The 13,426-nt window shown below is 30.0% G+C and carries 16 protein-coding genes; 5 read left to right on the top strand and 11 right to left on the bottom strand.

Annotated elements, in window-relative coordinates; all coding sequences use genetic code 11:
- Window positions 1-2: 2 nt before the first annotated feature.
- Complete coding sequence (locus B5E79_RS02815; RefSeq protein WP_087296888.1) at window positions 3-2,117, top strand: MFS domain-containing histidine kinase; 2,115 nt, start codon at window positions 3-5, stop codon at window positions 2,115-2,117.
- A 107-nt stretch (window positions 2,118-2,224) separates the two neighbouring features.
- A complete protein-coding gene (locus tag B5E79_RS02810; RefSeq protein ID WP_087296887.1) occupies window positions 2,225-2,647 on the top strand; it encodes a DUF2871 domain-containing protein in 423 nt (140 codons plus the stop codon).
- 6 nt (window positions 2,648-2,653) lie between these two features.
- Here B5E79_RS02810 and B5E79_RS02805 read toward each other — a convergent pair whose 3' ends face one another.
- Window positions 2,654-3,661 (bottom strand): YeiH family protein, encoded by a 1,008-nt coding sequence (locus tag B5E79_RS02805; protein WP_087296886.1) that lies wholly within the window; start codon window positions 3,659-3,661, stop codon window positions 2,654-2,656.
- Between the two features lie 113 nt (window positions 3,662-3,774).
- Between B5E79_RS02805 and B5E79_RS02800 the strand changes: the two genes are divergently transcribed.
- Both B5E79_RS02800 and B5E79_RS02795 read left to right on the top strand, forming a co-directional pair.
- Window positions 3,775-4,641 (top strand): LysR family transcriptional regulator, encoded by an 867-nt coding sequence (locus B5E79_RS02800; protein WP_087296885.1) that lies wholly within the window; start codon window positions 3,775-3,777, stop codon window positions 4,639-4,641.
- 14 nt (window positions 4,642-4,655) lie between these two features.
- Window positions 4,656-4,910 carry a DUF1294 domain-containing protein gene (locus B5E79_RS02795; protein WP_224762595.1) on the top strand — a complete coding sequence of 85 codons (255 nt, stop codon included), beginning with the start codon at window positions 4,656-4,658 and terminating at the stop codon, window positions 4,908-4,910.
- Here the strand turns inward: B5E79_RS02795 and B5E79_RS02790 are convergent.
- The 9 genes from B5E79_RS02790 to B5E79_RS02750 form a co-directional block, all read right to left on the bottom strand.
- The gene (locus B5E79_RS02790; protein WP_087244858.1) at window positions 4,905-5,249 is read right to left on the bottom strand and encodes a SpoVG family protein; all 345 of its coding nucleotides are present in this window, start codon (window positions 5,247-5,249) and stop codon (window positions 4,905-4,907) included. The two genes, B5E79_RS02795 and B5E79_RS02790, sit on opposite strands and share 6 nt — an antisense overlap.
- Before the next feature lie 27 nt (window positions 5,250-5,276).
- Window positions 5,277-5,855, bottom strand: coding sequence for a GrpB family protein (locus B5E79_RS02785; protein WP_087296883.1), 579 nt, complete (start codon window positions 5,853-5,855; stop codon window positions 5,277-5,279).
- 117 nt (window positions 5,856-5,972) lie between these two features.
- Window positions 5,973-7,577, bottom strand: coding sequence for a hypothetical protein (locus tag B5E79_RS02780; RefSeq protein WP_241147436.1), 1,605 nt, complete (start codon window positions 7,575-7,577; stop codon window positions 5,973-5,975).
- Window positions 7,549-8,277 (bottom strand): ABC transporter ATP-binding protein, encoded by a 729-nt coding sequence (locus tag B5E79_RS02775; protein WP_087296881.1) that lies wholly within the window; start codon window positions 8,275-8,277, stop codon window positions 7,549-7,551. Before B5E79_RS02775 ends, B5E79_RS02780 begins: the two co-directional genes overlap by 29 nt.
- A gap of 70 nt (window positions 8,278-8,347) precedes the next feature.
- Window positions 8,348-8,989: an SdpI family protein gene (locus tag B5E79_RS02770; RefSeq protein ID WP_087296880.1), complete on the bottom strand. Its 642-nt coding sequence runs from the start codon at window positions 8,987-8,989 to the stop codon at window positions 8,348-8,350.
- A complete protein-coding gene (locus B5E79_RS02765; protein WP_087296879.1) occupies window positions 8,986-9,255 on the bottom strand; it encodes an autorepressor SdpR family transcription factor in 270 nt (89 codons plus the stop codon). Before B5E79_RS02765 ends, B5E79_RS02770 begins: the two co-directional genes overlap by 4 nt.
- 132 nt (window positions 9,256-9,387) lie before the next feature.
- Window positions 9,388-9,657 carry a phosphocarrier protein HPr gene (locus tag B5E79_RS02760; protein ID WP_087244851.1) on the bottom strand — a complete coding sequence of 90 codons (270 nt, stop codon included), beginning with the start codon at window positions 9,655-9,657 and terminating at the stop codon, window positions 9,388-9,390.
- Between the two features lie 196 nt (window positions 9,658-9,853).
- Window positions 9,854-10,906, bottom strand: a complete 1,053-nt coding sequence (locus tag B5E79_RS02755; RefSeq protein ID WP_241147435.1) for a class I SAM-dependent methyltransferase — start codon at window positions 10,904-10,906, stop codon at window positions 9,854-9,856.
- 9 nt (window positions 10,907-10,915) lie between these two features.
- Window positions 10,916-12,421, bottom strand: a complete 1,506-nt coding sequence (locus B5E79_RS02750; RefSeq protein ID WP_087296878.1) for a WG repeat-containing protein — start codon at window positions 12,419-12,421, stop codon at window positions 10,916-10,918.
- Window positions 12,422-12,525: 104 nt separating this feature from the next.
- Here B5E79_RS02750 and B5E79_RS02745 point away from each other — a divergent pair, with 104 nt between their 5' ends.
- Window positions 12,526-13,065 (top strand): nitroreductase family protein, encoded by a 540-nt coding sequence (locus tag B5E79_RS02745; protein ID WP_087296877.1) that lies wholly within the window; start codon window positions 12,526-12,528, stop codon window positions 13,063-13,065.
- Between the two features lie 77 nt (window positions 13,066-13,142).
- Here the strand turns inward: B5E79_RS02745 and B5E79_RS02740 are convergent, their stop codons facing one another.
- Complete coding sequence (locus B5E79_RS02740) at window positions 13,143-13,361, bottom strand: DUF6465 family protein (RefSeq protein ID WP_087244848.1); 219 nt, start codon at window positions 13,359-13,361, stop codon at window positions 13,143-13,145.
- Between the last annotated feature and the right edge of the window lie 65 nt (window positions 13,362-13,426).

Genomic DNA, 13,426 nt, shown 5'->3' with positions numbered 1-13,426 from the left:
CTATGAAAATCAGAAAACATATTGCGAGTATTATTATCTTGATAACACTGATAATAACAAGTATAGGAACTTATTTATGTTATCCTTTTATAAATCAAGCTATTCAAAAATCTAATTTTGAAAGCCGTGATATTTCGGATTATATGTCTTCTTATCTGATTGAATACAGTTATGCATCTGATTTTCTACTCAAGGAAAGTCAAGATCCATCTGCTTCCATTTATGATTATTATCAATCTTCACAAGATGAAACCAATGCAGATTATTATTATGACTTCCAGTCAGCTGTAGAAGATAAAGTGAATGAACTCCATCAAAAAGAAGATATTTTTTTCCATATCACTGATCATCAATCACAAAAACAATTCTCTAATACCAATGATCCCATTTCTCAAATCTCACAAAACAAGGATTTACAAGACAAATATCAATGGTATATGCAAATTGAATTTGATAACAAAGGTGTTCCAAAAGTTACCCATACAAATGATGAGCATATCAATATTTATTCTCTAGAATCTCTCTTCTCTTATAGCACCACATTTTATGATGATTATAGTCAAGAAGATATCACAATTCGCTATCAACCTTTACAAAATATCACTATAACACTTGCAGTTAGTGATCAATTGCATATGACCAGTCAAATTGGTTCTTATCTGATGAATATATCACGTAGCCAATTATATCTCTACTCACTTCCATATATTTTCACTGCAATTGTGGTTTGTTGTATTGTCACATTATGTATTCCTATGAAATATCTTGAACAAAGTCGTTTCTTATCTTTTGTGATGCGTATTAAATTTGCCTTTCTGGCTATTATATGGGGAACACTGGCTATTATGATGTATGCTGGTACGGCAATTATGATTGCAGGTACTATCCAAGATCAGTTCCAATATATTTACCAGCAATTTGCGATTGAAGCTATTGGTCCCTATTTAACTCCAGCCATCAATATCGCTTATTACTTTATTTTCTATCTCCTCTTTATCATCTTAGCTTACTTTGTGAAATATCTTTTCCATAAGGGACTCAAAAAATACTTTTGGGAAAATACATGTCTTGGATGGCTAATAACTCATGGCTATCAGATTATGAATAAAGTCATTGATTTTGATCTAGATGATTCTTTAAACAAAACAGTTTTAAAAATCGTTTTATTCAATCTCTTGATTATAGCAGGATGTTCAATATTCTTTGTTTTTGGTATATTCTTTGCAGTGATTTATTCTATTATTATCTTTATTTTAATAAGAAAGAAATTTCAAGATATTCAAAATGATTATCATACCTTATTAAAAGCGACTCAACAATTATCTAATGGTCATTTTGATGTACAGATTAATCAAGATATTGGTATCTTCAATCCTTTAAAAGATGAATTTGTTCATATCAAGGATGGATTTGAAAAAGCGGTGAAGGAAGAAGTCAAATCTCAGAGAATGAAAACGGAATTGATTTCTAATGTTTCTCATGATTTAAAAACACCATTAACTTCTATTATCACTTATGTAGATTTATTAAAGAATAACAATCTTAGCAGTGATGATCGTCAACATTATTTAGATATCTTAGAAAGAAATTCTTTAAGACTGAAAAATTTAATTGAAGATTTATTTGAAGTCAGCAAAGCCAATAGTGGAGATGTCAAATTAAATCTTGTGGATATAGATATCATTTCGCTTATTAAACAATCTCAATTAGAGTGTCAGGATAATTTAGATGAGAAATCTTTATCCATGAAATGGAATTCATCCCAAGACAAGATGATGTGTCATTTAGATAGTTCTAAAACTTATCGTATTTTTGAAAATCTATTTATGAATATTAGTAAATATGCTTTACCACATACACGTGTTTATATTGATATTCATGATCATGATGACCATGTAGAAATTATCTTTAAAAATATATCTGAAGAAGAAATGACATTTAATGAAAATGAAATCGTAGAAAGATTTGTTCAAGGAGATAAATCAAGAAATACGCATGGTTCTGGTTTAGGACTAGCCATTGTCAAGAGTTTTACTGAAATACAAGGTGGGCAATTCCATGTAGAGCTAGACGGTGATTTATTTAAGACTATTGTCATCTTCCCTAAATGTTCATAAAACAAAGAAGTTTTCGATTTGAAAACTTCTTTTTATTTGCATATTCATTGACAAGATTCTCTCTACGCATTAAGATATCCAAAGAATAGAATGGGGAGGTTCATTCAATGAAAAAATTAATAAATGTTTCAATGATTTATATGATAGCAGCTCTTGTGGCGGGTGTTTTTTATAGAGAATTGACTAAATTTAATCAATTCACAGGAAAAACAACATTAAGTGTTACACATACGCATTTATTTATTTTGGGTGTCTTTGTTTTCTTGTTGTTGGCACTCTTTATTAAAAATGATAAAGATATATTAGAAAGCTCATTATTTAAGAAATTCTTCATTTTATATAACATAGCTTTACCATTTTTTATTATCATGTTGATGACAAGAGGAGTTGTTCAAGTCTTGAATATTCAATTATCAACTGCAATGAATGCGATAATTTCTGGTATCGCTGGAATCTCACATATACTTTTAGCTCTATCTTTTGTTTTATTCTTTATCATTCTACGAAAAAAATCTATTCAAGCCGAATAGATTTTTTTATGAAAACAATAAAGCAATCAAAATGAATGCAAAGATGATTTGTGATGTTCCTGTTAAACATCCATATAACATAGCTTTAGGTCCTTCTTTAATAAGATCAGCAAATTTAACACGCATCCCTATGGCTGCTAAAGCAATAATCTCAAATTGAGAACTTACCATTTTTGCAGATGTAGAAATGATGGCTGGTAAAATACCTGTACTATTGATAATACTAAAAATAAAGAATCCAATAACAAACCATGGGACTTTGGCTTTAACCTTAGCTGCTACTCCTTCTTTTTTGGCAAACAATGGCTGATTTTCATCAAGATTCATCTTGGCATATGTTAAAGCAACGACAACCACAAAAATGATTCTGACGATCTTAAAGATTGTCGCAAATTCCACAACTTCCTGATTGACAAGTGATGCTGATGCAATGACCTGTCCAATAGATTGCAGTGTTCCACCAATCATCGCTGAAGTTTGAAGTGTTTCATGATGATATAATAAGCTTGTTAAAATAGGTAAGACAACCATCAAGATTGTTCCCGTTACATTCACAATTGTAATTGAAATACCTTTATCTTTACTGTCAGCTTCCACAATTGGAGAAACTGTTCCAATGGCTGAAGATCCACAAACGGCATTTCCTGCACACATTAACAATGAAAATTTCTTTGTGAATTTTAATCTTCTTCCAATAAAATAACACATAGCGATAGTCAATATCATTTGTAAAGCAATAAAGCCTACACCTTGAAATCCTATACCTGCAATATCTGCCAATTGTAATGTGAGCCCAGTTAAAACAATCGAATATTCCAATAAACGACTTTCAGAAAACTTTGTTCCAATATTAAAAATGTCCTTATTTAAAAATGTATTCCCTGCAAGCATTCCTATTCCAATCGCAAAAAGTGCTGCTCCAATACTTGGAAAAAACTTGGCAATCTGCTGAGCTATAAGTCCAATAGCCAAGCAAACTATAAATCCTGGTAATATATCTTTGATTTTATTCACTTTGTCATCTCCCCTTATCAACCAGGGTTATATTACCACAATTTTCATATAAATAAAAATTATGATATTTTATTTATTATAACAATATATTATAATGAAGATGAGGTGATTTCATGATAGATGATAAAATGAGAACATTCGTAGAAGTTGTTGAATGTCAAAACTATACTCAGGCAGCTAAAAATTTACATATTACTCAGCCTGCCGTTACACAACATATCAAAGCTCTGGAAGAACATTATCAACAAAAGTTTATTGATAGCACTCGTAAATCTTTCCATCTCACCAAAATGGGTGAACTTTTATATCACTATGCCAAAACACAGATTCATAATGAAGATCTTTTCCAAAAACAGCTCCAAACAGCTTATCCACCTTTAACTATTGGCTCAACATTATCCATTGCCGATTATTATATTCCTCATATGATTGCGAAAAAATTCATTCAAACTTCTCGTCCATGTGAAATTGTTGTTGCTAATACGTATACTTTAATTCAAAAACTCATTAATGGTGAAGTTGAATGTGCTTTTGTAGAAGGACAGTTTGATACACAATTATTTGATTATCATTTATTAAAACAGGAAAGATTTATTGCTGTTGCAAGTATTCATCATCCTTTAGCTCATCAAAAAATAACATTTGAACAGCTTTTTGCATATCCATTACTCATTAGAGAAAAAGGTTCAGGAACAAGAGATATCCTAGAAAATTATTTACAACAGACAATCTATCCTCTTTCACGTTTTTCACATTTTATTGAAGTGGGTAGTTTATCTATGATAAAAACATTGCTTATGGACAGTCAGGCAGTTACTTTTTTATATGCTGGCGTTGTGAAAGAGGAAATACAAAATCAACAATTAATTGAATTACAGATTGAAAACTTTCATATTTCTCGTCCTATGCACTTCATTTATCTCAAATCACATATTCATAAAGATGAGTATCAGCAATTATTTCATATGATGACAGAATGAGAAAGGAGTTTTCTATGATTTATTTCCTTATTATCAATTGTATTGGCTTTATAATAATGAAAATAGATAAATCCAAAGCCAAGCATCACTTATATCGTATAAGTGAAAAAGCACTTTTTACAGTTGCCATTATCGGTGGCAGCTTAGGCGTATGGCTAGGGATGTATCTATTTCATCATAAAACTAAACATTGGTATTTTGTATGGGGTATTCCTATAATTGTCATCATACAGATGATGATCATATATAAACTGCATTTTCATCTATGATTGATTCACAATTTGAAAATCATCATAAGTTAAATCGAGAAATGGAATATTTGTATTTTGACATTGATAAAAGAGTGAACTTTCTTGAGATTGCATCAGATCTTCAACGCATCTTAAAAGAAGATTTTCAAAGACTTGGCGAGCAGGTGCTGAAATAGGATGATAAATATCTCTATATTCACCTTTGATTAACTGACTTGGCATGGCAATAAAATATCCATTTTCTTTTTCTATAATTTTAATATCATGTAAAGCAAGAACGCCTCCTATTGTTAAAGTAGCAGAGGCTTTTAAACTTCCGCCATGATAAACCTTTGTTATTTTTATTGTATCTATCATATAATCTTTCCTTTCTGTATTTTCTTTTTATTCTTGATTTGTCTTGTTCTCTTGAATGGCATCACTGAGAATTTTTTGAACAACTTCACTTTTGGCATCAGCATAGTTCTGTACATATTTCCATGTTTTCTTTGCTAACTCTTTTTTTGTATTCTCATAAAGTTGCCTCGCATCAGCATGACAACGTAAATAATTCCTAAACAGAAGATACTTTTCAATTTCTTTTGACCCTTTTGAAAAAACATGTAAATGAATATCAGTATCTGGTCCTTTAAACATATGATGATTTTCAAAATCTGGTTCCCTCACTCTTAAAATATAACCATGCCGACATAAATCATCCATATAATCTTCTTCTTTGCCTGCATCTTCAACAACAAGTAAAATATCAATAATAGGCTTAGCCATTAATCCTGGCACAGATGTTGAACCTATATGTTCAATCATCAAAGCTTTATCTTTTAATATTTTTAAAATTCTTTCCTTCTCTCTTTCAAATAAAGCAGGCCATTTTTCATCATATGGGTTTAATTGAATGGTCTGATTATGCTCAACATTACCATTGACAATCACTTTTTGAATATATTCATCGCTTAATTTCACCATATAACATCAACCTCCTTTCAACATATCAATGAACTTCTTATAAATCCTAATCATATTATACATGGATTCAAGCTAAATAAAAATAAGATTCAATCTCGAATCTTATTTTTAAAAACTCTAAATACTATCAAACTGTTGAACACCCCATGTATGAATCATATAATAAAGAATAATGTCTAATAGAACCATCACAATAATCACACTATACATATACATAGACACAGACATAAGATTGATCAACCATAATCCATAAACCATTGCGATAACAATCGCAACCCCCATTGAAATAAACATCGTTAAAACAACAGGTAAACTCTGTTTCACACAGACTGTTTCATTAACCCAGTCAAACTTAGGCTTCCATAAATTGAGTAATAATCCTAAGAAATCAATCAATAGTGTAAATAAGATAGGAACAACCAAGACAAGTAAGCTATCAATCATTCCAATACCTGTCACATAAATCAAAGCGACAGAAAGAATTAAACCACCGGGAATACATAAGAAAGCATGCATAGCTAATTTTGAATTTAAAATATCCTGTGTTGTTATAGGGAGTGATTTAATAATCCAGAAACGATCTCCTTCTAAAGAAATAGAGGATGCACTGATCATATTTAATGATGATAAAGCAATAACCATTAAACATAACACTGGAGTCATATATTCTTGAATCTGAGGAATAGAAGCAATCATTTGAATTTCATCTTGATAAATCAAGACAGCTCCCGCAGCGATGATACAAAGAATAATACCCATTGCTCCATTCAACATCACCATCGCATTAGAAGTAAAATGTTTGATTTCTCTGATGACAAGAGCTTTAAACATTGTATTTTGCTTCATTGGTTTTGCTTTATAGATGGCTTTTTTCATCTTAGGTTTTGAAGTTGCCATTTTCGTAAAGTTCATAGATAATAAATAAATCACAATAATAAATGGCAATAAGGCACAAATAAGATAAATCACAAAGCTACCTATATTTCCCTTAGTTAAAGCAATGCTTAAATGATATAATGGAAAGACTGTTTTTTCAATTGCTTCAGCAATACTCTTACCATTTTCAACAAGCCATACAAGATATGTCTGTAAAGAGTTCACAGCATACATATATAAACCAAAGAAACCTACAAATAATACAATAGAAATAACCGTTTTGAAGCGATGAATTTTGACAAGCACATGAGCTAAAATCCAGCTAAATAAACAAGATAACGCTAAAACAAACAATGGTAGTGTCAAAACAACAATAATAAACATAAAGATTTCAATCATCGTCATACCGACATTAGTGATATAAACATAGAAAGCTGGTATCGCAATCAAAGACTCATAGACATAATTTAAAATCAAAATTGTAAACACACGACTCAATAAAATATCACTATTTTTAATAGGCATAGCCAACAACAATTCATTATCTTTAGCTTCATAAATTTCATGATGTGTTAAGAAAATACTTCCTATAAAGCAAAGCAAAATAATGAATAATGCCATTAAAGCAAAGTATAACCATTCAATCCCCATCATTGAAAATGGTTCAATCAAAGAATAAAACAACATCCCAAACATGCCAATAAAGACAACACCTACATAAGCAAACAATAAACCAAATAATATCAGCTTTCCAATACTGTTCCCTTTTTTCTTAGAACTTTTTGTTTGTCTTAATAAAATACACTGCAATCTAATCTTAATGAGCGTCATTAACATTGTCATCATCCTCCAACTCTAAGAAAACATCTTCAAGTGATTCATCACCAATTACATCTTGAGTCTTTCCACTGACAATCAATTTTCCTTGTTTAATAATCGCAATACGATCACATAACTTTTCAGCCACTTCCAAAACATGTGTTGAAAAGAAAATGGCACCACCACGATCACAATGATCACGCATGATTTGTTTTAATAAATGTGAAGCTTTTGGATCCAATCCAACAAATGGTTCATCCATTAAAATTAATTGTGGTTGATGTATAAAAGCTGAAATAATCGCTAACTTTTGTTTCATCCCATGTGAATAAGCACTAATAGGTTGAGCCAGATCACTTGTTAATTCAAATAAATCTGCATATTTTGATATACGTTCTTCTCTTTGTGCTTTTGATACCTGATAAACATCTGCCACAAAATTTAAATATTGAATTCCTGTGAGATATTCATATAAATCTGGATTATCTGGTATATAAGCCATGATTTGCTTACATTCTAAAGCATGACTTTTCATTGATTTTCCATTAATAATGATTTCCCCTTCATCAAAAGGCATAATACCAGCAACAGCTTTCAATGTTGTTGTTTTTCCTGCCCCATTATGACCAATAAAGCCATAAATATGTCCTCTTTCAATATGCAATGATAAATCATTAACAGCTTTATATTGATCATATTTCTTTGTTAAATGTTCAATCTTTAACATCTTATATATCCTCTCTTTCTATAAATAATTATTAATATTATTTATATTATATATTTTATATCTTTAATATTTACTCGTCAATCTTTTGACTACATTTTCTAAATAAAAAATAAGAATACACATAAATAAATATAGTCATACCTATAATACCAATCATCAATACCAGATAAGTGTAAGAAAAATGTACTAATGCACTTATACCATTTATTAATCCAATCATCACAAAACAATATCCACTAATTTTATGTGTCTTTTTCCAAACATATTCACTTGCTAGTGTCCATGGTGTTTTGACACCAAAGAAGTAATTTTGCGGTATTTTAGGTAAATAATTACCCATTCCTATTAATAAGACAGACACTAACAATAACACAAACTGTTCACCATCTTGTTGGGGATTAAAAGCTGAATATTCAAAAAAAGCAGCAAGAATCAAAAAGAACACTGTTAAACCATATTGAAAAAGGCGATATGTTTTCTTTCTTTTTTCCAAATTCATTCTTTTAGGATCAATATGCTTTGTAAGTGACATCCCATAATAGATGGTCATTGGTATAAAAGCCAGAATCAAAAACATATAACGACTGCCATAACCATCAATTTGCCAGTTTTCATCCCAATGTAAAGGGACTGTATCTGGCATCAAAAAGACAGTCACTACCAAAAGAAAAGTCACTCCCCACAAGATTCCATCAAAAACTTTTATTCTCATTTTTCATCCCCCATATCAATAAAATTCATAAACCACTTCATTACTTCTTGAAAAACAGACATATCAATACTATAAACAATATTCTGCCCCTGTCTTTCATCAATGATCAAACCACTTGATTTCAAAATAGATAAATGATGTGATATAGATGGTTTCGTCATTTGAAAACAATCTGCAATTTCTCCAGCATTTAAAGGTCTATCCTGTAACAACTCTAAGATTCTTCTTCTCGTTGGATCACTTAACGCTTTAAATGCATCACCCATATCTCTCCCTCCTTTAATATTTAGATATTTATCTAAATATCTAAATATATTTTATCACTTTGCTTTCTATTGTCAAACAAAAGAAAAAAGAACTATACAAAATGTATAGTTCCATGTATTTGAAGCCTAATATTATTCAGCAACTTTTTGTTCTTTAATAACTTTAGCAATTGATGCGATTACGTCTTTTTCATCTTCACCTTCAGCTACGATTTCTACAGTAGCTTTAGTAGGAACACCTAAAGACATAACACCCATAATTGACTTCAAATTAACTTCTTTACCATTGTAACATAATTTGATATTGCTAGTAAATTTGCTAGCTTGGTTGACTAAGATAGTTGCAGGTCTAGCATGTAATCCAACTGGATCTGAAACTACAAAAGATAATTTTTCTGCCATCTTATTGACTCCTCCTTAATAATTTATAGTCTTATTATAACACATTTCAATTACTTTTCCATACATTTTCAAAAGTTTTTAATACGCTTTCATAATATTTTTTTGTCAAGTATTTTAACTCTTTTTTTCTATTCCAAAAAGCATTGATATAATGAATAAAACTTCATATAAAAAGGAGAATTGACTCAAAATTCTCCTAAAAAGTTTTTTGTGCTACAACCAAAAATTGATGTGTTGTCATTTCAAAATATGAATGATCTTTCATTTCTTTTAAGGCCTGTAAATAGAAAACCTGATATCTATTGACATTCGCAAAGTCTGGTGACACTTTTGTAAAATATTGATATAATGACTGAATACTATGAAAACGAATTGTTCCATAATCTTCAAATTTATCAACAACACGCATACCAATACTTTCTAAAGTCTGTGCACAGCTTTCAGCATCCCACTTTCCTTTCATTTGGAAAGGCATATATAAACGAACAAATTCTTTTAAATTCTCTGTTCCATGCTGATTGACAATGAAATATCCACCTTTTTTCAAAACTCTTTGGATTTCATTTTTATCATAATTACATTCCTGGCACATAATAATATCTATTTTTTCATCTTTAAAAGGCATTTTCCCAGTTGGTGTCAATGTTGTGACTTTGACTGATGAATCATCTTCAAACTGACTCTGTACTCTTTGTGTATCCGTATAAGGTTCAACAACAAACATCGCTTCCGTATCATCTTTAAATTGACTCGCAAACTTTCCTGAATCCACACTCATGACAGCCAAATGATCTTCAGGTGTCATGTATTGTCTTAAAATTGAAGTTTCATCATAATTTTGAGGTGTTAATGTATAATCTTTTTCAAAATCAGCATTTGGTGTAAAATGTTGTAATTCATTTTGTAATAAATGCGCATCTTCAATTTGTCTACGACATCTTTTTTTACTATATATCAAAATAGCATATTGAACAACTGCATCAGCAACAATACCCATTGCTAAAAACAAGACAAAGTAAATAAACCACTCTAGACTAAACAGTGGTGCTGGTGATGAAATCAAATAACAGATAAAGCAAAGAAAGACCATATATCCAACACGATTATAATTAAATGGTTTATCTAAAGATAAAAACCAGTTCATATTGTTCATCTTTTCCATTTTACTTTTTGTTATTTCAAAAAAGACGACCTGCATTAAAAATAACACTGCTATAAAAATTAATAATAATATCATTAAATATTCCATATAAACTCCTTATTCTATACTTTCTCCCTCAATTGTATAATAATGATATCCGTCTGAAAAATATCCCTCATTATGGAATGTTAAATCTCCTTCAATAGAAAACAATTCTTCCATATCATCATCTATACTATAGACATAACTTCTTCCATTTTTATTCAATAACAAATAATTTTCATCATTATATTCAATTAAAGGTGTTTCTGGTAAAGATGTATATTCAACAGGGAAGACTTCTTCTCCTGTTATATCAATAATACCATACATACCATTTTCATTATAAACCGCATAATATGAACTGCCTATGTACTCCATACGATAATATGCTTTTTCTGTCAATTTTTCACCTTTATCGTCGATTAATGAATAACCTTGATCATCAATTTTCACAATAGCTCTACCACAAGCATCAAATGGATTCGCTTCAAGATATGTTTGGTCAAACACCTGTTTATTGTCAAAATTATAATAGACATATCCTTTTTCTTGTACATAAACTGGATACATTTCAAAATTTAATTCCTGCACATTAGGATATAATTGACAATTTTCAAGTGTTCCTTTTGACTTTCCATCTTTATATATATAATGTGGTCCATAAACCTTTTCTTCACGTATTAAATATGTTTGTGTATCATAGTAATAAGTATTAATTAAAGTTGGAACACCACCAATAGAATAAAGATAAGTTTTATCATCAGAAGTTAAAATAATATTATCTTTATTATCAAAATAAGCATCTTTAATCGCAATGTTGTTTTGATAAACCTTTTGATTTTGAAAATCAATATATATCATACTTTTTAACTTCTCATCATTAATGATACATCCAGCATCATTTTGAAGTAAAAATGTATAAGTTCCTTTTTCTACTTCAAGATCAAAATCTTTATCTTTATGACCAGTCACATAATAAAAGTGATTCTTATCTTTAAATCCAACAACCATAGATTTTCCATTTTGATATTGTGAAACATATGTCACAGCATCTTTTCCTCTATAAAGTTCTTCACCATTTCGATATAAAACAATATATTCTTTATCCTGATAAATCACTGGTAAATCAGTTTTCATAATACTTGTTTTGTCATTGGCTTGATATAAAATTTCGCCTTCACTATTTAAAACATAAAGATTATCTTTAACCAATTGATTTTGAGAAGTTTCTTCTTGTTTTTGATTATCCTGTTTTTGATCATCTTTTTTCTTTTCTTCTTTTTTAGTCGCAAAAAACATCTGATCTACACTTTCTAGCGTTTCATATTCACCCATTGGGATCATTTCATCACCATCCAATGAAATCAATCCCACTTGTTTTTGACTATTAGTGACAATATATCCTAAGTTCCCAACACGTTCAAATGATTGGTATTGATATTCTGTTATTTGTTCACCTTCAGAATTATATAAAGCGCTTAATTCTTTATCATTTGTTAACATAAAGTAGTTTAGTTTTTGATTTTGACTACATCCCACCAATAATAAAAGTGTTATGAGCCCAACGAATATTTTTTTCATCGTTCAATCCTCCTTTAGTTGCCCCTAGTATACCATAAAATATACTTTTTAGCATTGTTTTTTCAAACAATCAGACTATAATAGAAAACAAGGGGTGATATGAAATGAATGAAACATTACAAACAATCGCAAAAAGAAAAAGTTGTCGCAGTTATCAAAATCAAATGATTAAAGAAGAAGAACTTCAAGCTATTTTAAAAGCTGGAATTCAAGCACCTAGTGCTATGAATAGACAATTATGTGAAATCTATGCCATTACCAATTTGGCTTATATTGATGAATTAACAAATGCTATTAAAAAAGTAAGTGAAGAACGTGGTGAAAAGAAACCTGATTCTTATCATTTTTCTTATCATGCTCCTGTCTTATGTATTGTCAGTGGTCCTGAATATGATTCAAGACGAGTAGAAGATGGAAGCTGTATATTAGAAAATATCTTTTTAGCCGCAGCAAGCTTAAATATCGGTTCATGCTGGATCAATCAACTCAGTGATACACAAGATGTTGATGAAGTGAGAAATGTCTTAAATAAACTTGGTATTCCTCCTAATCATCAAGTTGTTGGTTGTGCAGCTATTGGATACGTCAATCAAGAAGGTGCTACAAAAGAAAAGAAAGAAAGTCGAATTCATATCGTTAGATAATCATTGATCTTAAATAAAGAGGCTATAACGTATAACGTTTAGCCTCTTTATTTGGGTATATGTTTGTAATATTAAGATTAACCGATGTATAATGGTTGGTCATTACCAACGACTTCACCAGTTTTTGTTGTCGCAACATAATATACAGAAGAATCTTCTGGTTTATAATAAACCTCTAATGTATCAATAGTTGTCATTTTAACACCTTTTGATTTAACATCCTCTTTTACTAACTTCTCAATAGATGTTGTTTCAACATTTTTATTATGAAATTGTACTTGTAATTTAATTTTCACTGCGTCCCCTCCTTAATTCATATTATAAATGAAAGCGTTTTACATTTCAATAAATTACTTCATTT

Source organism: Massilimicrobiota sp. An134 (genome assembly GCF_002160815.1).
GTDB classification, from domain to species: Bacteria; Bacillota_I; Bacilli_A; order Erysipelotrichales; family Coprobacillaceae; genus Allocoprobacillus; species Allocoprobacillus merdigallinarum.
This window is presented reverse-complemented; position numbering and strand designations above follow the sequence as displayed.

Excerpts from the sequence above, each read along its gene's own strand:
- B5E79_RS02815 (WP_087296888.1), top strand. The coding sequence starts at position 3 with ATGAAAATCAGAAAACATATTGCGAGTATTATTATCTTGATAACACTG.
- B5E79_RS02810 (WP_087296887.1), top strand. The coding sequence starts at position 2,225 with ATGAAAAAATTAATAAATGTTTCAATGATTTATATGATAGCAGCTCTT.
- B5E79_RS02800 (WP_087296885.1), top strand. The coding sequence starts at position 3,775 with ATGATAGATGATAAAATGAGAACATTCGTAGAAGTTGTTGAATGTCAA.
- B5E79_RS02795 (WP_224762595.1), top strand. The coding sequence starts at position 4,656 with ATGATTTATTTCCTTATTATCAATTGTATTGGCTTTATAATAATGAAA.
- B5E79_RS02790 (WP_087244858.1), bottom strand. The coding sequence starts at position 5,249 with ATGATAGATACAATAAAAATAACAAAGGTTTATCATGGCGGAAGTTTA.
- B5E79_RS02785 (WP_087296883.1), bottom strand. The coding sequence starts at position 5,855 with ATGGTGAAATTAAGCGATGAATATATTCAAAAAGTGATTGTCAATGGT.
- B5E79_RS02780 (WP_241147436.1), bottom strand. The coding sequence starts at position 7,577 with ATGATGACAATGTTAATGACGCTCATTAAGATTAGATTGCAGTGTATT.
- B5E79_RS02775 (WP_087296881.1), bottom strand. The coding sequence starts at position 8,277 with ATGTTAAAGATTGAACATTTAACAAAGAAATATGATCAATATAAAGCT.
- B5E79_RS02770 (WP_087296880.1), bottom strand. The coding sequence starts at position 8,989 with ATGAGAATAAAAGTTTTTGATGGAATCTTGTGGGGAGTGACTTTTCTT.
- B5E79_RS02765 (WP_087296879.1), bottom strand. The coding sequence starts at position 9,255 with ATGGGTGATGCATTTAAAGCGTTAAGTGATCCAACGAGAAGAAGAATC.
- B5E79_RS02760 (WP_087244851.1), bottom strand. The coding sequence starts at position 9,657 with ATGGCAGAAAAATTATCTTTTGTAGTTTCAGATCCAGTTGGATTACAT.
- B5E79_RS02755 (WP_241147435.1), bottom strand. The coding sequence starts at position 10,906 with ATGGAATATTTAATGATATTATTATTAATTTTTATAGCAGTGTTATTT.
- B5E79_RS02750 (WP_087296878.1), bottom strand. The coding sequence starts at position 12,421 with ATGAAAAAAATATTCGTTGGGCTCATAACACTTTTATTATTGGTGGGA.
- B5E79_RS02745 (WP_087296877.1), top strand. The coding sequence starts at position 12,526 with ATGAATGAAACATTACAAACAATCGCAAAAAGAAAAAGTTGTCGCAGT.